Source organism: Pseudomonas sp. PICF141, assembly GCF_002286815.1.
Lineage (GTDB): Bacteria > Pseudomonadota > Gammaproteobacteria > Pseudomonadales > Pseudomonadaceae > Aquipseudomonas.
On sequence record NZ_MUNM01000076.1, the window covers coordinates 70,227 to 90,438 of the forward strand.

General features: G+C 59.6%; 13 protein-coding genes. 6 read left to right on the forward strand and 7 right to left on the reverse strand.

From position 1 onward, the window contains the following. Positions 1-6: 6 nt before the first annotated feature. From BZL43_RS22135 to BZL43_RS22155, 5 genes are all read right to left on the reverse strand, one after another. The gene (locus tag BZL43_RS22135) at positions 7-1,170 is read right to left on the reverse strand and encodes a putative zinc-binding metallopeptidase (protein WP_095634267.1); all 1,164 of its coding nucleotides are present in this window, start codon (positions 1,168-1,170) and stop codon (positions 7-9) included. Between the two features lie 187 nt (positions 1,171-1,357). Continuing rightward, entirely contained in the window at positions 1,358-3,715 is a 2,358-nt protein-coding gene (gene ligA / locus BZL43_RS22140; RefSeq protein ID WP_095634268.1) for an NAD-dependent DNA ligase LigA, read from the reverse strand. Positions 3,716-3,871: 156 nt separating this feature from the next. Further along, complete coding sequence (gene zipA / locus BZL43_RS22145) at positions 3,872-4,723, reverse strand: cell division protein ZipA (RefSeq protein ID WP_095634269.1); 852 nt, start codon at positions 4,721-4,723, stop codon at positions 3,872-3,874. Between the two features lie 302 nt (positions 4,724-5,025). Beyond that, the gene (gene smc, locus BZL43_RS22150; RefSeq protein ID WP_095634270.1) at positions 5,026-8,514 is read right to left on the reverse strand and encodes a chromosome segregation protein SMC; all 3,489 of its coding nucleotides are present in this window, start codon (positions 8,512-8,514) and stop codon (positions 5,026-5,028) included. A gap of 2 nt (positions 8,515-8,516) precedes the next feature. Then, positions 8,517-9,176: a GntR family transcriptional regulator gene (locus BZL43_RS22155; RefSeq protein ID WP_095634271.1), complete on the reverse strand. Its 660-nt coding sequence runs from the start codon at positions 9,174-9,176 to the stop codon at positions 8,517-8,519. A gap of 277 nt (positions 9,177-9,453) precedes the next feature. Here BZL43_RS22155 and xdhA point away from each other — a divergent pair, with 277 nt between their 5' ends. From xdhA to guaD, 4 genes are all read left to right on the forward strand, one after another. After that, entirely contained in the window at positions 9,454-10,908 is a 1,455-nt protein-coding gene (gene xdhA, locus BZL43_RS22160; protein WP_095634272.1) for a xanthine dehydrogenase small subunit, read from the forward strand. Further along, positions 10,901-13,300 carry a xanthine dehydrogenase molybdopterin binding subunit gene (xdhB, locus tag BZL43_RS22165; protein WP_095634273.1) on the forward strand — a complete coding sequence of 800 codons (2,400 nt, stop codon included), beginning with the start codon at positions 10,901-10,903 and terminating at the stop codon, positions 13,298-13,300. Before xdhA ends, xdhB begins: the two co-directional genes overlap by 8 nt. 118 nt (positions 13,301-13,418) lie before the next feature. Continuing rightward, a complete protein-coding gene (xdhC, locus tag BZL43_RS22170; RefSeq protein WP_095634274.1) occupies positions 13,419-14,264 on the forward strand; it encodes a xanthine dehydrogenase accessory protein XdhC in 846 nt (281 codons plus the stop codon). 40 nt (positions 14,265-14,304) lie between these two features. After that, positions 14,305-15,609, forward strand: a complete 1,305-nt coding sequence (gene guaD / locus BZL43_RS22175; RefSeq protein WP_095634275.1) for a guanine deaminase — start codon at positions 14,305-14,307, stop codon at positions 15,607-15,609. Positions 15,610-15,673: 64 nt separating this feature from the next. Here guaD and BZL43_RS22180 read toward each other — a convergent pair whose 3' ends face one another. Further along, the gene (locus tag BZL43_RS22180) at positions 15,674-16,438 is read right to left on the reverse strand and encodes a GntR family transcriptional regulator (RefSeq protein WP_095634276.1); all 765 of its coding nucleotides are present in this window, start codon (positions 16,436-16,438) and stop codon (positions 15,674-15,676) included. Positions 16,439-16,794: 356 nt separating this feature from the next. Between BZL43_RS22180 and BZL43_RS22185 the strand changes: the two genes are divergently transcribed. After that, positions 16,795-17,985, forward strand: coding sequence for a benzoate/H(+) symporter BenE family transporter (locus tag BZL43_RS22185; protein ID WP_095634277.1), 1,191 nt, complete (start codon positions 16,795-16,797; stop codon positions 17,983-17,985). Positions 17,986-18,137: 152 nt separating this feature from the next. On the opposite strand, the gene BZL43_RS22190 is transcribed toward BZL43_RS22185, so the two are convergent. Continuing rightward, entirely contained in the window at positions 18,138-18,482 is a 345-nt protein-coding gene (locus BZL43_RS22190; protein ID WP_007896965.1) for a YggL family protein, read from the reverse strand. A gap of 234 nt (positions 18,483-18,716) precedes the next feature. Here BZL43_RS22190 and dacB point away from each other — a divergent pair, with 234 nt between their 5' ends. Next, positions 18,717-20,177: a D-alanyl-D-alanine carboxypeptidase/D-alanyl-D-alanine-endopeptidase gene (dacB, locus tag BZL43_RS22195; protein WP_095634278.1), complete on the forward strand. Its 1,461-nt coding sequence runs from the start codon at positions 18,717-18,719 to the stop codon at positions 20,175-20,177. The last annotated feature ends 35 nt before the right edge of the window (positions 20,178-20,212 follow it).

The window sequence follows — 20,212 nt, forward strand, 5'->3', positions numbered from 1 at the left end:
TTGATTCTATTGCGCCAACACTTCGTCCGCCCGGCCGCCCTCTTGCTGGATCACCAGATGAATGAAGTGCAGCTTGGCAATCACCGCCGGCGGCAGGACGAACGGGTAGAAATCCGGCTGGCCCATGCTGCGTGACAATTCGTTGAGCATACCGGCCAGCTCGATCCATGCGTTGACGAATGACAGGAACGCCGGGCCACCAGGGTGTTGCGGGTCGTATAACGTGCTGGGCGGAAATGGCTGGTAATCCAACTCCAGTTCCTGCGCTTTCATGCCAAAGCCCAGGGCAGTGTCCACTGCATCCATCATGTGCAGGTAGTGAGCCCAGGTTTCGGCCCAGTCTTCCCAAGGGTGCATGGTGGCGTAGGCGCTGACGTAACAGTGCTGCCAGTCGAGTGGCGCGCCTTGTTGATAATGCCGCTCAAGGGCTTCGGCATAGCTTGCTCGTTCGTCGCCGAACACGTCCCGAAACGGCTCCAGCCAACGACTGTTGGAGACCAGGCGGTCCCAGTAATAATGCCCGACCTCGTGACGGAAATGCCCGAGCAGCGTGCGATACGGTTCATGCATCTTCACGCGGATCTGCTCGCGATGGGCATCGTCGGCTTCCTTGATATCGAGGGTAATCAGACCGTTGGCATGCCCAGTGGTCGGCAGCTTGCCTTCGAGGTCGATACCGATGAAGTCGAAGGCCAGACCGATGTCTTCGTCCATGGATTTGGGAATGACGGGCAGGCCCAGGCTGATCAACTGCGCCACCAGACGACGCTTTGCGATCTCCACCTTATGCCAGCGCTGGTGATTCTCGGGGATCGACAGATCGGGAATGGTGCGATTCAGGCTACAGGCAATGCACAACCCATCGCGATCATTAGCCGGCAATAGCCAGTTGCACGCCGCTGGGGAATAAAGATTGGCGCAGCGGCGGAACACTCCGGCTTCGGGGTCGGCGTCGAGCAACCAGGTATCCGCTTGCGGACCGGGCTGCAACGACGACAAGCGACTCTGCAGCGGCTGATAACCCAGCGCCGCCGAACAGGCCAGGCACTGACTGTTGCGAAAGAACAGCGACTGCCCACAGCGGCAATGCCAGACCTTGCTGTTGCGCGAACGTTCGCCCGTGAAAGGTGCGGCAATACGCGAACTGAGCTGTTCGAAGAAGCGGTACATGGCGATCTCTCCCTGGGGCCCTGCCAAGACTAGATCATTCTCGTACGGTGATCGTTCCCACATTGTGGCGAGGGGGCTTGCCCCCGTTGGGCTGCGTAGCAGCCCCAAAACCAGCAACCGCGATGAGCAGGTTTTGCGACGGCTTCGCCGCCGAACGGGGGCAAGCCCCCTCGCCACAGGTTTCGCGCTAGATCGAGATGTTGTATTCCTTCAGGCGAGCCACAAACGCCTCTTCATCCAGCACCTTCACCCCCAGCTCATTGGCCTTGGCCAACTTCGATCCCGCGCCCGGGCCGGCGACCACGCAATGGGTCTTGGCCGACACGGAACCGGCTACCTTGGCACCGAGGCTTTCAAGTTTGTCCTTGGCGACATCGCGACTCATCAGCTCCAGCGAACCGGTCAGCACCCAGGTCTGCCCCGCCAGCGGCAACCCTTCGATGACTTTCTTCTCACTCTGCCAATGCATGCCGAAATCGCGCAGTTGCCTTTCGGCCGCCTCGGCGAGTTGACGGTTATCGGTCCCCGCAAAGAACTCGCGAACCGATGTCGCCTGTTTTTCCGGCAGTGCCTGGCGCATGTCCAGCCAATCAGCATTCATCACCGCTTCGAGCGAGCCGAACTTGTCCGCAAGCTTCTGCGCCCCGCCCGGCCCGACCGATGGAATGTGCAATTTATCGAGGAAGCCGCCCAACGTGGTACTGGCGGAAAATTCGGCACCCAGCTCGCCCTGATCCTGAATCTGCAGGCCATGCTTGAGCAGATCCGCGATCACCTGCCGGTTGTGCGCATCTTCAAAGAAACTGTGAATCTCGTAAGCCACTTCCAGCCCGACATCCGGCAGGTACGTGAGCACCTGCGGCAACGCCTGCTGAACACGCTCCAGCGAGCCGAGAGAACGCGCCAGGACCTTGGCCGTCTCCTCGCCCACATCGGGAATGCCCAAAGCGTAGATGAAGCGCGCCAGACTCGGCCGCTTGCTGTTTTCGATGGCGCCGAGCAGGTTCTTGCTCGACAGTTCGGCAAAGCCTTCCAGGTCGACGATCTGCTCGAACGTCAGGGCATAGAGGTCAGCCGGCGAATTCACCAGGCCTTCGTCCACCAGTTGCTCGACGCTCTTCTCGCCCAGCCCTTCGATGTCCATGGCGCGGCGCGACACAAAGTGAATGATCGCTTGCTTGAGCTGCGCTCCGCAGGCCAGACGCCCGACGCAGCGGTACACCGCGCCTTCGCTGATGGTCTCGCGGCCCTTGCTGCGCTTGACCAGTTGCGTGCGCTCGACATGGGAACCGCAGACCGGGCATTGCTGGGGAATCTGCACTGGCCGGGCATGCTCCGGACGACGCTCGGTGACCACTTGCACCACTTGCGGAATCACATCACCGGCACGGCGAATGATCACTGTGTCACCGATCATCAGGCCCAGTCGCGCCACTTCATCCATGTTGTGCAAGGTCGCATTGGCCACGGTGACGCCCGCAACCCTCACCGGTTTCAAGCGTGCCACCGGCGTCACGGCACCGGTGCGACCGACCTGGAATTCCACATCAAGCAGCTCGGTGAGTTCTTCCATGGCCGGGAATTTGTGGGCAATCGCCCAACGCGGTTCGCGAGCGCGGAAACCCAGTTCACGCTGGGACGCAATGCTGTTGACCTTGAACACCACGCCGTCAATTTCATACGGGAGCGCATTGCGACGCTCGCCTATGTCACGGTAGTAATCCAGGCATTCCTGGATGCCGTGTGCCCGTTTCAGCTCATGGCTGATCGGCAGGCCCCAGGCTTTGAGTTGCTGCAGGTTGCCAATGTGTGTGTCGGCAATGTCCGCCGAAATCTGGCCGATGCCGTAGCAGCAGAATTCCAGTGGACGGTTGGCGGTGATCTTCGAATCCAGCTGCCGCAAACTGCCCGCCGCCGCGTTACGCGGGTTGGCGAAGGTCTTGCCGCCGACTTCCAGTTGCGTGGCGTTGAGCCGCTCGAATCCGGCCTTGGACATGAAGACTTCGCCCCGCACTTCCAGGGTCGCCGGCCAGCCAGTGCCATGCAGTTTGAGCGGGATATTGCGCACGGTACGCACATTGACACTGATGTCTTCACCGGTGGTGCCGTCGCCGCGGGTGGCGCCGCGCACCAGCACGCCGTCCTGATAGAGCAGACTGACCGCCAGGCCATCGAGCTTGGGTTCGCAGCTGTACTCCACCGCTGTGCCGCCGTCGAACAAATCGCCGACCGGCAAGTCCAGCCCTTCCGTCACTCGGCGATCGAATTCGCGCATGTCGGTTTCTTCGAAGGCGTTGCCCAGGCTGAGCATCGGCACTTCATGACGCACCTGGGTGAACGCCGACAACGCCGCGCTGCCGACACGCTGGGTCGGCGAGTCGCTGGTGATCAATTCGGGATGGGCCGCTTCAAGGGCCTTGAGCTCGTGGAACAAGCGATCGTATTCGGCATCCGGAATGCTGGGCTCATCCAGCACGTGGTAACGATAGTTGTGCTGATCGAGCTCGGCGCGCAGCTCTAGAATGCGGTTTTTGGCGGAGGTCATGGGTGTTCTCTCATAAAGCGAAAGAGCAGCCGAGGCTGCTCTATCTCATCTCATCAAGATCAAGAGATCGCAGCCTCGTTTCACTCGACAGCGCCTACAGGGTTCGCGATTTTCTGTAGGCGCTGTCGAGTGAAACGAGGCTGCGATCTTTTGACTTTAACGCTTCTGGGTCAAAGCGCGACGCTCGAACTCGACGATGCGCTGACGGTAGTGCTCAATCGTTTGGGCGGTCAGCACGCTGCGCTGGTCGTCTTTCAGTTCGCCGTTCAGCTCCTGGGACAGTTTGCGGGCCGCAGCCACCATCACGTCGAAAGCTTGCTTGGGATGACGCGGACCTGGCAGACCAAGGAAGAAGCTCACCGCCGGGGTACTGAAATGATCGATATCATCCAGATCGAAGACACCTGGCTTGACCGCGTTGGCCATGGAGAACAGGACTTCGCCGTTACCGGCCATGCTTTCGTGACGGTGGAAAATGTCCATTTCGCCGAAACGCAGACCGCTTTCCAGAATGTTCTGCAACAGCGCCGGGCCCTTGAAGCCGGCCGGGTCGCGGCAGATCACGCTGATCACCAGTACTTCTTCGGCTTGCGGCTGATCTTTCTCGGCCGAGCTGGCAGGCTTGGCGTCATCCGGGAAATCGTTGTCACGGCTGTTGAAGCTCGGGCCGCCGTCCAGATCCAGGTTGAGGTTCAAGTCACCTTGCGACGGCTCGCCATGGCCACGCTTGCCACGCTTGGAACCTGACTCGCGAGGTTCACGGGCAGGCATGCTCACCGACGGCAGGTCATGCTCGTCCAGTTGCGGTTCTTTATGGGTATCCAGTACGCGGGGCGGGCCCAACAGCTCGGCGCTGGTGTCCTCATCCGGCAAATTGGACAAATTTCGGTCAAGACGGAATTTCAGTTTTCCCTTGCCGCCGCGCATGCGACGCCAGCCATCGAAAAGAATACCGGCAATGACAATAATGCCGATGACGATCAGCCACTCGCGCAGACCGATTTCCATGTAATCCCGTGCCTCTATAAAAAATGCTGAAAAATAAGGGGTTTACATTGTGCAAACCGCTTTAAAACGTGGCGCCAACTCTATGTTCTGACAGGCGTTTTGCCCACGTATACGAAAAATTGACATTAAACTAGCACGACCAAAGGCAACTTTACACCGTCTCTCAAAATCGCTGAGCAAATTGTGTCGATTTGCCATCTTCATTCATCAGTCAATGCATGCGCCGCTCAAGCTACCCGTCGCAAGCTTCAAGCCTCAAGCTGTCCCTTGCAGCTTAAGGCTTGTAGTTTGGGGCCGTGCCGCTAGGCGTCCACCATGGCCATCGCCTCCTCCACATCCACTGCCACCAGACGCGAACAACCGGGCTCATGCATCGTCACCCCCATCAATTGATCGGCCATTTCCATGGCGATCTTGTTGTGGGTGATGTAGATGAACTGCACCGTCTGCGACATTTCCTTGACCAGCCGTGCGTAGCGTCCAACGTTAGCGTCATCCAATGGCGCGTCAACCTCATCGAGCATGCAGAACGGCGCCGGATTCAACTTGAAGATGGCAAATACCAGGGCCAATGCGGTCAGGGCTTTTTCGCCACCGGAGAGCAAATGGATGGTGCTGTTCTTCTTTCCTGGCGGCTGCGCCATGATCGTTACCCCTGTATCGAGTAGATCTTCGCCCGTCAGTTCCAAATACGCGCGTCCTCCACCGAAAACTTTTGGGAAAAGGGCCTGTAAACCGCCATTGATCTGATCAAAGGTATCTTTGAAGCGGTTTCGGGTTTCCTTGTCGATCTTGCGAATGACGTTTTCGAGCGTGTCCAGCGCTTCCACCAAATCATCATTCTGGGCATCCAGATAACGCTTTCGCTCGGATTGTTGCTGGTATTCGTCGATGGCTGCGAGGTTGATCGCGCCCAGGCGCTGAATCCGCGCAGCAATGCGCTCGAGTTCTTCTTCGGCCTCTTTCTCGTTGGCCCCGGCCAGCAGCGTGGCGAGCACGCCGTTGAGGTCGTAACCGTCTTCGAGCAGTTGATCCTGCAAAGTCTTGCGTCGTACCGTCAGCGCTTGCCATTCCATGCGCTGCTGCTCGAGCTGGCTGCGAATCAACTGGGATTGCTGCTCGGCCTGATTGCGACGTTTTTCGGCGTCACGCAATTCGCGGTCGGCATCTTCCATGGCCATTTGCGCGGTCTTGAGTTCTTCGTCAACCGTCATGCGCTTGTCGAGCAGTTCTTCGAGTTTCAGCCGCAGTTCTTCCAGCGGCGCCTCGCCCTCTTCGAGGTTGAGGCTCAATTGTTCGCGCTTCTCGGTCAGGCGCTCGGACTGCATCTCCAGCCGTTCGAGGGCCTGGCGAGTGGAATCGTATTGCGCCCTCAGCGAACCGAGGCGTACCGCCAATTGATGCGCATGATCCTTATGCTGCCGGGCTTCCTGACGCACCCGATCGAGGCGCTCGCGCAGGCTGTCGCGCTGGGCCAACAGCAATTCACGCTGCTCGGTATCCAGCGCCATGCTGTCGAGGGCTTCCTGCAATTGCAGGCGCGCTTCGCCGATGTTTTCGTGTTCCAGGGCGCGCTGTTCACTCAACTCGGTGAGTTCTTCATCGAGACGGGTACGGCGCAACGTCAACTGCTCGATCTTGGCTTTGCCGGCGGACAGCTGGGCTTTTAATTCGCCTTGCTGACGGGCTTCGTCTTGTAGCAGACGGCGCAAATGTTCGCGACCGTTTTCCTGCTGACGCTGTTGCGCCCTGAGATTCTGAAGTCGGGTTTCCAGGGTTTCGACCGTGGCTTCGCGCTCTTCGCGTTCAAGGCCCAACCGTTGGATTTCCTGACCCCGGGCGAGCACACCGCTTTCGGCTTCGCTGGCCCGGCGCACACGCAAAAAGTGTCGGCCGACCCAGTAACCGTCGCGGCTGATCAGGCTTTGGCCGGCGGCCAATTGCCCGCGCAAGGCCAAGGCCTGTTCAAGGCTGTCGACCGGTTTGACCTGCCCCAGCCATGGCGACAAATCTATCTGCGCCTCGACCTTGTCGAGCAAACTGCCGGGCATGCGCACGCCATCGCTGGCCGGGCTGAGCAAGCGCAAATCGCCTTGGGCAAAGCCTGCCAGATCGAAATCACCGAAGTCATCCACCAGCACCGCTTGCAGGTCGGCACCGAGCACGGTTTCTACCGCCAGCTCCCATCCGGCCTCGACCTTAAGGCCTTCGGCCAGACGCGGGCGATCCGCCAGATGCTGTTCGCGCAGCCATTGCGCAGTGCCGGTGCCGGGATCGAGCGCGGCTTGCTGCAAGGCTTCCAGCGACGCCAGTCGACCGTTGAGCCGTTGCAAATCCCCTTGGGCTTGCTGCTGCGCCGAAAGCGCTTGCTGCAACTCCTGACGCAGTTGCTCGAGGCGTTCGACCTGAGCTTCTTCGCTGGCCTGCAAGTCTTCGAGCGTGGCCTCGGACGCAGCCAACTGCTCGCTGAGTTCCATGATCGCCGCGTCTTCCGGATCCGCCGAGAGCAACGCACGTTCTTCGCCAAGACGCTTCTGACGATCGGCCAGCCGTTCCAGGCTGGTTTCCAGCTGCTGGATCCGCGACTGCTGAACTTCGGCCTGACGGCGTGGCTCGGCGGCGGTGAGGTTGAAGGCGTCCCACTGCTCCTGCCAGCCGTGCATGGTGGTTTCGGATTCTTCCAGTGCGGCAGCGGCTTCTTCGGCGGCGGCGCTGGTGACTTCCTGTTCCGGGGTGAGCATGTCCAGCTCTTCGCCCAAGGTCAGCAGCAAGGTGCGGTCATGGCCCAGGTGGGACTCGGTTTCCAGTCGCGCGCGCTCGGCTTCTTTCAGGTCGTCTTGTAGCTGACGCAAACGTTGTTGACCGTGCTGGATGCTCTGCTCGACCCGGGCGATATCACCGCCAACCGAATAGAAACGTCCCTGCACCAGATTGAAGCGCTCGGACAAATCATGATGACCGTCGCGCAGGCGTTCAATGGCCGCGTCGGCATTGCGCTGCTCGGCCACCAAGGCTTCGAAGGTGACTTCCTGAGTGCCGATGATTGCTTCGCGCTGGCCAACCTGTTCGTTCAACGCCTGCCAGCGCAAGGCTGACAGCTGGGCCTTGAGCTGACGCTCCTCGCCCTTGTATTCCTGATATTTCTTGGCGGCCTCGGCCTGGCGGTGCAAACGCTCCAGCTGACGTTCGAGTTCTTCGCGTAAATCGGTCAGGCGAGCGAGGTTTTCGTGGGTGCGGCGGATACGGTTTTCGGTCTCGCGCCGACGTTCCTTGTATTTGGAAATACCGGCGGCTTCTTCGATGAAATTGCGCAGGTCTTCGGGCTTGGACTCGATCAGCTTGGAGATCATGCCCTGTTCGATGATCGAGTAGCTGCGCGGGCCAAGACCGGTACCGAGGAAGATATCGGTGATATCACGGCGGCGGCATTTGGCGCCGTTAAGGTAGTAAGTGGTCTGGCTGTCGCGGGTCACTTTGCGGCGAATGGAAATTTCCGCATAGGCCGCCCATTCGCCGAGCAGCGTGCCGTCGGAATTATCGAATACCAGCTCGATGCTGGCCTGGCTTACCGGTTTACGGCTGGTCGAGCCATTGAAGATGACGTCGGTCATCGATTCGCCGCGCAGGTTCTTGGCCGAGCTCTCGCCCATCACCCAACGCACGGCATCGATGATGTTCGACTTGCCGCAACCATTGGGCCCGACCACAGCCGCCATGTTACTGGGGAAGTTCACCGTGGTCGGGTCGACGAAGGATTTGAACCCCGCCAACTTGATGCACTTGAGCCGCACGCTTAAGCGACCGTCAGGGCAGAAATCACCAGATCGCAACTGCGCTGGGCATACGCCGTCAGCACCACGCGGATCTGAGGAAGGTCACGAGCCAGCACGGCAGCGAGCAAACGTTCAAACAGCTCGAGGAACTCGCTCATCGAGGCTTTGCGCTGATCCAGCGCCAGAAAATACGCGCGGCTCATGGCCGGCTGCAGATTCTCGACGGTTTCCTGCAAGTACGGGTTGTTGGCGAACGGATAGGCGGCGCGCATCACGCTGAAGCTGTCGTCGACGAACGTGCGGATGTCCTGGCGCTCGTAGCTGGCGGTCAGGCGCTGCTGGATCTCCAGGAACGGCGCCATGTCGGCCTGGACGTGCCAGCCGCTGGCCACGGCATTGCCGAGCAGAATGTACAACTCGCTCATCAGCGTGCACAGGCTCTGCACCTTGTGCGCCGTCAGTTCGGTCACGTGGGCGCCACGTCGCGGCAAAATCGCGATCAGGTGGCGGCGCTCAAGGATCAGCAAAGCTTCACGGACTGAACCGCGGCTGACATTGAGGGCCAGCGTGACCTTCTGTTCCTGGATGCGCTCCCCCGGCTTCATTTCGCCGTGAATGATACGTTCGGCGAGGTGGTGAGCGATTTGCTCGGCGAGGCTGTCCGGCGCCTTGAACGTCATGGTTGTCCTTCAAACTCTTCGATCTGCACAAGCGGCGCAGTGTAGCGCAATTGATCGGTCATGGCGGAGTGCCCACTCAGCGGTTTTTGGCACGATTCGCGCAAGATTCACGCAAAAGGCAAGCGATCCCGTGAGGGTCAATAATGAAGGAACGAGTCGTTGATCGACAAAATGCAATTTCCTGACCTTTAAGTCAGAAAATCATTGACCGAAAAGTCAGACCTGATAAATTCGGCTCATGTCGGTTAACAACAATAATGAGTTTGCGAGGCCTTCCGTGATCCAGTTTTTACTCAACCAGGAACTCCGTAGCGAGCATGCCCTGGACCCGAACCTGACCGTGCTCAATTACCTGCGCGACCATGTGGGCAAACCCGGCACCAAAGAAGGCTGCGCCAGCGGTGACTGTGGCGCCTGCACCGTGGTGGTCGGCGAGTTGCTGACGACCGACGATGGCCGCGAACACATTCGCTATCGCAGCCTCAACTCGTGCCTGACGTTCGTTTCCTCCCTGCACGGCAAGCAACTGATCAGCGTCGAAGACCTCAAGCACCAGGGCGAGCTGCACAGCGTGCAAAAAGCCATGGTCGAGTGCCATGGTTCGCAGTGCGGGTTCTGCACGCCGGGCTTCGTGATGTCGCTGTTTGCGCTGCAAAAGAACAGCGACGCACCCGATTCTCATAAAGCCCACGAAGCCCTGGCCGGCAATCTCTGCCGCTGCACCGGTTATCGGCCGATCCTGGCCGCTGCCGAGCAATCTTGCTGCGGCAAACAACCTGACCAGTTCGATGCTCGCGAAGCGGACACTATCGCTCGCCTGAAAGCCATCGCTCCCACCGATATCGGCGAACTCAACAGTGGCGACAAACGCTGCCTGGTGCCGCTGACCGTGGCCGATCTGGCGGACCTCTACGATGCTTATCCACAGGCCCGCTTGCTGGCCGGCGGCACCGACCTGGCGCTGGAGGTCACCCAGTTCCACCGCACCTTGCCGGTGATGATCTACGTGGGCAACGTCGCTGAAATGAAACGCATCGAACGCTTCGACGATCGCCTGGAAATCGGCGCCGCTACCGCCCTCTCCGATTGCTACGACGCCTTGAAGGCCGAGTACCCGGATTTCGGTGAATTGCTGCAACGCTTCGCGTCCTTGCAGATTCGCAACCAGGGCACGTTGGGCGGCAACATCGGTAACGCCTCGCCAATTGGCGACTCACCACCGCTGCTGATCGCCCTCGGCGCGCAGATCGTCCTGTGCAAAGGCGAAACCCGCCGCACCATGGCCCTGGAAGACTACTTCATCGATTACCGGGTGACCGCGCGTCAGGAAAGCGAGTTCATCGAAAAGATCATTGTTCCACGCGCCAGCGTTGAACAACTGTTCCGCGCCTATAAGGTATCCAAGCGTCTGGACGATGACATTTCCGCAGTCTGTGCTGCATTCAACCTGCGCATCGACTCCGGCGTGATCGCTGACGCCCGCGTCGCCTTCGGCGGCATGGCGGCCACTCCAAAACGCGCGAAGAACTGCGAAGCCGCGCTGGTTGGCGCACCGTTCAACAGCGCCACCGTCGAACGCGCCTGCGCTGCATTGGCCGAAGACTTCACGCCGCTCTCGGACTTCCGCGCCAGCAAGGAATACCGCCTGCTCAGCGCGCAGAATCTGCTGCGTAAATACTTCATCGAACTGCAAACACCGCACATCGAGACTCGGGTGACCGCTTATGTCTAATCATCACGCTGTAGAGAAGACCCAAGCCGAACTGGCTGAATTGTTCGCCAAGGACCTGAGCACCGGTGTCGGCCGTAGCGTCAAGCACGACAGCGCCGACAAGCATGTGTCCGGTGAAGCGCAGTACATCGACGATCGGCTGGAATTCCCCAATCAGCTACACGTTTACGCACGGCTGTCGGACCGCGCCCACGCGAAAATCATCAGCATCGACACCAAGCCCTGCTATGCCTTCGAAGGCGTGCGCATCGCCATTACTCACGAAGATGTGCCAGGCCTGAAAGACATCGGCCCACTGTTGCCGGGCGATCCGTTGCTGGCCATCGACGACGTGCAATTCGTCGGTCAACCGGTACTCGCCGTGGCGGCGAAAGACCTGGAAACCGCGCGTAAAGCAGCGATGGCCGCGATCATCGAATATGAAGATCTGGAACCGGTTCTGGATGTGGTTGAGGCTCTGCGCAAACGCCATTTCGTGCTCGACAGCCATACCCACAAGCGTGGCGATTCGGCCACCGCGCTTTCTACTGCCGAACATCGCATTCAAGGCACGCTGCACATCGGCGGCCAGGAACACTTCTATCTCGAAACCCAGATCTCGTCGGTGATGCCAACCGAAGACGGCGGCATGATCGTTTACTGCTCGACCCAGAACCCCACCGAAGTACAGAAGCTGGTGGCGGAAGTGCTGGATGTGTCGATGAACAAGATCGTCGTCGACATGCGCCGCATGGGCGGTGGTTTCGGCGGCAAGGAAACTCAAGCGGCAAGCCCGGCGTGCCTGTGCGCGGTGATTGCGCACCTGACCGGTCAGCCGACCAAAATGCGCCTGCCGCGTGTCGAAGACATGCTGATGACCGGCAAGCGCCACCCGTTCTACGTCGAGTACGACGTGGGCTTCGACAGCACCGGCCGCCTGCATGGCATTGCGCTGGAACTGGCCGGCAACTGCGGCTGCTCACCGGATTTGTCGGCATCGATTGTCGACCGCGCGATGTTCCATGCCGACAACTCGTACTATTTGGGCGACGCGACCATCAACGGTCACCGCTGCAAAACCAACACCGCGTCGAACACCGCTTACCGTGGTTTCGGCGGCCCGCAAGGCATGGTCGCCATCGAAGAAGTGATGGACGCGATTGCCCGCCATTTGGGCCTCGACCCACTGGCCGTGCGCAAGGCCAATTACTATGGCAAGACCGAGCGCAACGTCACCCATTACTACCAGACCGTCGAGCACAACATGCTCGAGGAAATGACCGCCGAACTGGAAGCAAGCAGTCAGTACGCCGAGCGTCGCGAAGCGATCCGTCGCTACAACGCCAACAGCCCGATCCTGAAAAAGGGCTTGGCGCTGACCCCGGTGAAATTCGGTATTTCCTTCACCGCCAGCTTCCTCAATCAGGCCGGCGCACTGATCCATATCTACACCGACGGCAGCATCCATCTGAACCATGGCGGCACTGAAATGGGCCAGGGTCTGAACACCAAGGTTGCGCAAGTCGTGGCTGAAGTGTTCCAGGTGGAAATGGACCGCGTGCAGATCACCGCAACCAACACCGACAAAGTCCCGAACACTTCGCCAACCGCGGCTTCCAGTGGCGCCGACCTCAATGGTAAAGCGGCACAAAACGCGGCTGAAATCATCAAGAGACGCCTGGTGGAATTCGCCGCGCGGCAGTACAAGGTCAGCGAAGAAGACGTGGAATTCCACAACGGTCATGTGCGGGTTCGCGATCATATCCTGACGTTTGAAGCGCTGATCCAGCAGGCGTATTTCGCTCAGGTTTCACTGTCGAGTACCGGCTTCTACAAGACTCCGAAAATTTACTATGACCGCAGCCAGGCGCGGGGGCGGCCGTTCTATTACTACGCCTTCGGTGCAGCCTGCGCCGAGGTGATCGTCGATACCTTGACTGGCGAGTACAAAATGCTGCGCACCGACATTCTGCATGACGTCGGCGACTCTCTGAACCCGGCGATCGACATCGGTCAGGTCGAGGGTGGTTTCATCCAGGGCATGGGCTGGCTGACCATGGAAGAACTGGTGTGGAACAACAAGGGCAAACTGATGACCAACGGCCCGGCCAGCTACAAAATCCCGGCGGTGGCAGACATGCCATTGGACCTGCGGGTGAAGCTGGTGGAAAACCGCAAGAACCCGGAAGACACGGTGTTCCATTCCAAGGCCGTGGGTGAGCCGCCGTTCATGCTCGGTATTGCCGCGTGGTGCGCGATCAAGGACGCCGTGGCCAGTTTGGCCGACTACCGGCATCAACCGAAAATCGACGCACCGGCGACCCCGGAGCGGGTGTTGTGGGGCTGCGAGCAGATGCGGCAGTTGAAGGCTTTGAAGCCTGTTGAGGCTGAAGTCGAGTTGGCTTCGCTGTAAAACCGCGTCGCGGTCATCGCAGGCAAGCCAGCTCCCACAGGTACGATGCAATCCTTGTGGGAGCGTGGCTTGCCCGCGATGAGGCCCGAACAGACAACAATGTTGTAGGGGTGAAAACATGTACAACTGGATCGACGCCCTCGCCGACCTGCAAACCCGGGGTGAACCCTGTGTGTTGGTGACCATCATCGAAGAGCTCGGCTCGACGCCGCGTAATGCCGGCTCGAAGATGGTCATCAGCGCCACGCAAACCTTCGACACCATCGGTGGTGGGCATCTGGAATACAAGGCCATGCAGATCGGCCGCGAGATGCTTGCCAGCGGCAAGCAGGACACCCACCTTGAGCGCTTCAGCCTCGGCGCCAGCCTGGGCCAGTGCTGCGGTGGCGTGACCGTATTGCTGTTCGAACCGATGGGCCAGGTCCAGGCGCAGATCGCTGTGTTCGGCGCCGGCCACGTCGGCCGGGCGCTGGTGCCGCTGCTCGCCAGCCTGCCCTGTCGGGTGCGCTGGATCGACTCGCGGGAAGCTGAATTCCCCGAGCAGATCCCCCACGCCGTGCGCAAAATCGTCACTGAAGAACCGGTGGATGAAGTCGACGACCTGCCCGCCGGCAGTTACTGCATCGTCATGACCCACAACCATCAACTCGACCTCGAACTCACTGCGGCGATCCTCAAGCGCAACGACTTCGCCTACTTCGGCCTGATCGGTTCGAAGACCAAACGGGTGAAGTTCGAACATCGCCTGCGTGACCGCGGTTTCGACAGCGCCGTGCTGCAACGCATGCGCTGCCCGATGGGCATCGGCGAAGTCAAAGGCAAGTTGCCTGTGGAAATCGCCATCTCCATCGCCGGCGAAATCATCGCCACCTATAACGCGAATTTCGGCCAGCACACCGCCAGCGCCGGATCATCGATCGCCAAACTGCTGCCTGTTTCACGCCGCAGCCAAGCTTCGAACTAAAAGCTTCGAACTAAAAGCTTCGAACTCATTGAGAACCCCCATGCCTCTGACTCGCAAAGCCTACCGCGCCGCCCTCCTGCACAGCATCGCCGACCCCGCCGAAGTGGGTATCGAAGCTTCGTACGAGTATTTCGAAGACGGCCTGCTGGTGGTCGACAACGGCCGCATCAGCGCCATCGGCCATGCCAGCGAATTGCTGCCGACCCTGCCGGCCGATATCCAGATCACGCATTATCAGGACGCCTTGATCACCCCGGGCTTCATTGATACCCACATTCACTTGCCACAAACCGGCATGGTCGGCGCCTATGGCGAACAGCTGCTGGATTGGCTCAATACCTACACCTTCCCGTGCGAAAGCCAGTTCGCCGACAAGGTCCACGCCGATGAAGTGGCAGACATTTTCATCAAGGAACTGCTGCGCAACGGCACCACCACGGCGCTGGTGTTCGGCAGCGTGCATCCGCAGTCGGTGAACTCGTTCTTCGAGGCCGCCGAACAGCTGGACCTGCGAATGATCGCCGGCAAGGTGATGATGGACCGCAACGCGCCGGACTACCTGACCGACACCGCCGAATCGAGCTACATCGAAAGCAAGGCGCTGATCGAGCGCTGGCACGGCAAGGGTCGCCTGCACTATGCGGTCACTCCGCGTTTTGCACCGACCAGCACACCGGAACAACTGACCCTCGCCGGCCAGTTGCTCAGCGAATACCCGGATCTGTACATGCAGACCCACATCAGCGAGAACCTCAAGGAAATCGAGTGGGTCAAGGCACTGTTCCCGGAGCGTAAAGGCTACCTGGATGTCTACGATCACTACCAATTGCTCGGTGAACGCTCGGTGTTTGCTCACGGCGTGCACCTGTGCGACGACGAGTGCGCGCGGCTGGCGCAAACCGGCTCGGCGATCGCCTTCTGCCCGACCTCCAACTTCTTCCTTGGCAGCGGTCTGTTCAACCTGCCAATGGCCGAGAAGCACAAACTCAATGTCGGCCTCGGTACCGATGTCGGGGGCGGCACCAGCTTCTCGCTGCTGCAAACCCTGAACGAAGCCTACAAAGTCATGCAACTGCAAGGCGCGCGACTGAGCCCGTTCAAGTCGCTGTACCTGGCCACCCTCGGCGGCGCTCGCGCGCTGCGTCTGGAAAACAAGATCGGTACCTTGCAACCGGGCACCGACGCGGACTTCCTGGTGCTGGACTACAACGCCACGCCACTGCTCGGCTATCGCCTGAAACAGGCCAATAACATTGCCGAGACGTTGTTTGTATTGATGACGCTGGGGGATGACCGGACTGTTCTGCAGACGTATGCGGCGGGGAATCTGGTGCATCAGCGTTAGGTTTTACGGGCATAAAAAATCCCCCGCAATCGTTGGTTGCGGGGGAACGATCAGCGTCAGGAAGTCAGAGCTTGGCTGTTGAACGCCCAGGCTTTTTGGTCTGCAACAAATGCGAAAACACCGCATGCAGATCATCCGACGCGCTTTCTTCGTCGAGGTTGAGCTTGCTGTCGATGTGATCCATGTGATGCATCATCAAATCCACCGCCAGCGTCGTGTCTCGCGCCTCGATGGCGTCGATCAATTGAGTGTGTTCATCGTAAGAACAGTGGGAACGGTTGCCGCTTTCGTACTGGGCGATGATCAATGAAGTCTGGGACACCAGGCTGCGCTGGAAGCTGATCAGCGGGGCATTTTTTGCCGCTTCGGCCAGTTTCAAATGGAACTCGCCGGACAGACGGATACCGGCCCCACGATCGCCACGGGAAAAACTGTCGCGCTCGTCATTGACCATCTGCCGCAATTCGAGAAGTTGCTCGGCGGTGGCGTGCTGCACCGCCAATTCAGTAATCGCCCGTTCCACCAGACGCCGCGCCAGAAACACCTGACGGGCCTCTTCGACACTCGGGCTGGCGACGACCGCGCCACGATTCGGTCGCAGCAATACCACGCCTTCATGGGCCAGACGGGACAGCGCGCGGCGAATGATGGTGCGGCTGACCCCGAAAATTTCCCCCAGCGCTTCTTCGCTCAACTTGGTGCCGGGCGCCAGACGCTGTTCGAGAATGGCCTCGAAGATATGCGCATAGACAATATCGTCCTGGGTTCCGCTGCGCCCGGCTTTGCCTGCTCGCGGTTGTTTCTTGAGGGGTTGCAACTGTTCGTTCATGGGCACTCGAGTCGGGAGAACTGCGGCGAATTGACCGTGACTGTAATACGGCACAGTGGGTCGCTGGCAAGTATCGCGTAAAAAACACCGCGATTGTACACAATGGAAGGTGGCAACACGACTGTACGGCTGTTTGTCGCCCTCGCTGTATAGCAACGACCGGTTACTTTTCAGTTTAGGCTTGAACGCAGAATCCGCTGCTCAACGCGATCCCCTGTAGGAGCGAGGCTTGCCCGCGAAGGCGCAGTGTCAGTCGATATCAATGTTGAATGACATGACGCCTTCGCGGGCAAGCCTCGCTCCTACAGGGTTCAGCGGCTACGGACATCTTTATCAGAACAAGGAACACCGCTGTCATGACCGACGCCACGCACACGCAGCTTCGCCCTCTGACTGACACATCCCCCTCGGCCATTGTCGCCGGGTTCATTGCCATGATGACCGGCTACACCAGCTCACTGGTGCTGATGTTCCAGGCCGGGCAAGCAGCGGGCCTGAGCAGTGGACAGATTTCGTCGTGGATCTGGGCGATCTCTATCGGCATGGCGGTGTGCTCGATCGGCTTGTCCTTGCGCTACCGCACCCCGATCACCATCGCCTGGTCGACCCCCGGCGCGGCGTTGCTGATCACCAGCCTTGGCGGTGTCAGCTACGGCGAGGCCATTGGTGCCTACATCACTTGCGCGGTGCTGGTGACTATCTGCGGCCTGACCGGCAGTTTCGAACGGCTGGTGAAAAGGATTCCGGCCTCGTTGGCGGCGGCGTTGCTGGCGGGTATTTTGTTCAAGATCGGCAGCGAGATTTTCGTCGCCGCCCAGCACCGCACTGCGCTGGTCCTGGGGATGTTCTTCACCTATCTAGTGGTTAAACGCCTGTCGCCGCGCTACGCCGTGCTCGCCGCGCTGTTGATCGGCACTGTGCTGTCAGGGTTTATGGGGTTGCTGGATTTCAGTGGCTTCCATCTGGAAGTCGCGACACCGGTCTGGACTACACCGCATTTCTCCCTGGCCGCGACCATCAGCATTGGCATTCCGCTGTTCGTGGTGGCGATGACCTCGCAGAACATGCCGGGTATAGCCGTATTGCGCGCCGATGGCTACAACGTGCCGGCCTCACCGCTGATCACCACCACCGGCATTGCCTCGTTGCTGTTGGCGCCTTTCGGCTCCCATGGGATCAACCTGGCCGCCATCAGCGCGGCAATCTGCACCGGGCCGCATGCCCATGAAGATCGCAACAAGCGCTACACGGCTGCCGTCTGGTGCGGGATTTTCTACGGGATTGCCGGGGTGTTCGGCGCGACGCTGGCGGCGTTGTTTGCCGCACTGCCTAAAGAACTGGTGCTGTCGATTGCCGCGCTGGCGCTGTTCGGCTCAATCATCAATGGGTTGAGCATTGCCATGGCGCAAGTGCAGGAACGGGAAGCCGCGCTGATTACCTTTATGGTCACGGCGTCGGGGTTGACGCTATTTTCCATCGGTTCGGCGTTTTGGGGGATTGTGGCGGGGGTGTTGACGTTATTGATCTTGAATTGGCGGGGCGACTAAAAGATCGCAGCCTCGTTGTACTCGACAGCTCCTACACAGCGCCTGCCATCGCATGCGTTGCCCTGTAGGAGCTGTCGAGTGAAACGAGGCTGCGATCCTTCAACCTTCACAAAAAAAAACGGCGACCCTTGGGTCGCCGTTTTTTTAGAACATCAAGCTACCGGATTGATCGGCTTTTCCGGGTACCAGACGTCGATCAGCGGGCTGACGGTTGCTTCGGTCAGTTCGCTGCGGCCTTTGAGCCAGGCTTCAACAGCGGCACGCTGCTCTTCGGAGACCGAGCCACGCTTCTGCAGGCAAACCAGACCGAAGTCGTCGCCGCCCACATAGCCCAGACCGTTGGCTTCCATGGCTTCTTTCAGGAACGCGTCGAGGAAAGCATCAATGGCTTCATCAGCCAAATCTTCTTTGAAATCCAGGTTCAGTTCGAAACCCAGCTCTTGAAATTCATCGACGCACAGTTTTTTGCGCAGACGCTGGGAACGGTTAGTCGCCATTGGAACAATCCTCATAAGTAATAACGGGCCGCACTTTAGCAGTTTAAGGCGCCGATTGCCCGCCTCGGAACAGCGCTACACCTACCGTCGGTAAAAAAATAGCGGATTAGACGACCGGGGTAAGGCACAAGCTGTTGCACCTTGGGGCATAATGCCGACACTTTCATGACCGCTGAGGGAATTTATTTCCATGCCCTCGTCTTTTTTCCCCTCGGCTGTAGGGTTTTATTTCAAATGATCAAATCTTTGCGTCCATTGCTGCTGGCCAGTCTTCTTTTGCCCCTGGCCTTCCCCGTTTCCGCCGCTTCGATCAACACCGCCCTGTCGCCCAACGTCGAAAAGGCCCTCAAGGCCAGCAAATTGCAGAGCAATGCCCTGTCGCTGGTAATGATCCCGCTCAACGGCCCCGGCACCCCAACCCTTCATAACGCGGACGTTTCGGTCAACCCGGCTTCGACCATGAAACTGGTGACCACGTACGCCGCGCTGGAAATGCTCGGCCCGAACCACCAGTGGAAAACCGAGTTCTACACCGACGGCACCCTCAGCGGCGGCATCCTCAACGGCAACCTCTACCTCAAGGGTGGCGGCGATCCGAAACTCAACATGGAAAAACTCTGGCTGCTGATGCGCGACTTGCGCGCCAACGGCGTGACCCAGGTCACCGGCGACCTGGTGCTGGACCGCGGCTTCTTCGTGCAACCGCAGCTGCCTGAGTTCAATGACGACGGCAACGACGATAACAAGCCGTTCCTGGTCAAGCCCGACGCGCTGCTGGTCAACCTCAAGGCCCTGCGCTTCGTGGCCCGCAACGACTCGGGCAAGGTCCTGGTGTCGGTCGAGCCACCGATTGCCAGCATTCGCATCGACAATCAGGTCAAGGCGCTCAACTCCAAGCAATGCACTGGTGGCGTGCGTTACAACCCGGTGCCCCAGGCTGATGGCAGCGTGACCGTGACCGTCGGCGGCCAGTTGGGCGAAGGTTGCAGTTCCCAGACCTACCTGTCGCTGCTTGATCACGCGACCTACACCGCTGGCGCTGTGCGGGCGATCTGGAAGGAATTGGGCGGTAGCATCCAGGGCCAGGATCGCCTGTCACCGACACCGCGCAATGCCAAGGTACTGGCCCGGGCCTATTCGCCAGACCTGGCGGAAATCATTCGCGACATCAACAAATACAGCAACAACACCATGGCTCAGCAGTTGTTCCTGAGCCTGGGCCAGAAGTTCCGCACCGACGCCGACGGTGACGACGCCAAGGCGGCTCAGCGCGTGGTGCGTCAATGGCTGGCACGCAAAGGCATCACCGCGCCGCATCTGGTGATGGAGAACGGCTCCGGCCTGTCCCGCGCCGAGCGCGTGAGCGCCCGTGAAATGGCCGCGATGCTGCAAGCCGCCTGGCGCAGCCCGTATTCCGCCGAGTTCATCAGCTCGATGCCCATTGCCGGCACCGACGGCACCATGCGCAAACGGCTGAAGACCACCGCGATGCGCGGTGAAGCCCACGTCAAGACCGGCACCTTGAACACCGTGCGCGCCATCTCCGGCTACAGCCGCGACATCAATGGCAATACCTGGGCGGTGGTGGCGATCCTCAACGACAAGGCACCGTTTGGCGCCTCTTCGGTGCTGGATCAGGTGCTGCTGGACCTGTATCGCCAGCCGAAATTGCCGGAAACGGCTTCGGTGTTGTAACCCGATCGTCCAGACACTGGAGATCAAAAAATGTG

Bases quoted from the DNA above. Each gene is read 5' to 3' on its own strand.
- BZL43_RS22180 (WP_095634276.1), bottom strand. From the start codon at position 16,438: ATGAACGAACAGTTGCAACCCCTCAAGAAACAACCGCGAGCAGGCAAA.
- xdhB (WP_095634273.1), top strand. From the start codon at position 10,901: ATGTCTAATCATCACGCTGTAGAGAAGACCCAAGCCGAACTGGCTGAA.
- BZL43_RS22185 (WP_095634277.1), top strand. From the start codon at position 16,795: ATGACCGACGCCACGCACACGCAGCTTCGCCCTCTGACTGACACATCC.
- BZL43_RS22190 (WP_007896965.1), bottom strand. From the start codon at position 18,482: ATGGCGACTAACCGTTCCCAGCGTCTGCGCAAAAAACTGTGCGTCGAT.
- ligA (WP_095634268.1), bottom strand. From the start codon at position 3,715: ATGACCTCCGCCAAAAACCGCATTCTAGAGCTGCGCGCCGAGCTCGAT.
- dacB (WP_095634278.1), top strand. From the start codon at position 18,717: ATGATCAAATCTTTGCGTCCATTGCTGCTGGCCAGTCTTCTTTTGCCC.
- BZL43_RS22135 (WP_095634267.1), bottom strand. From the start codon at position 1,170: ATGTACCGCTTCTTCGAACAGCTCAGTTCGCGTATTGCCGCACCTTTC.
- BZL43_RS22155 (WP_095634271.1), bottom strand. From the start codon at position 9,176: ATGACGTTCAAGGCGCCGGACAGCCTCGCCGAGCAAATCGCTCACCAC.
- xdhC (WP_095634274.1), top strand. From the start codon at position 13,419: ATGTACAACTGGATCGACGCCCTCGCCGACCTGCAAACCCGGGGTGAA.
- guaD (WP_095634275.1), top strand. From the start codon at position 14,305: ATGCCTCTGACTCGCAAAGCCTACCGCGCCGCCCTCCTGCACAGCATC.
- zipA (WP_095634269.1), bottom strand. From the start codon at position 4,723: ATGGAAATCGGTCTGCGCGAGTGGCTGATCGTCATCGGCATTATTGTC.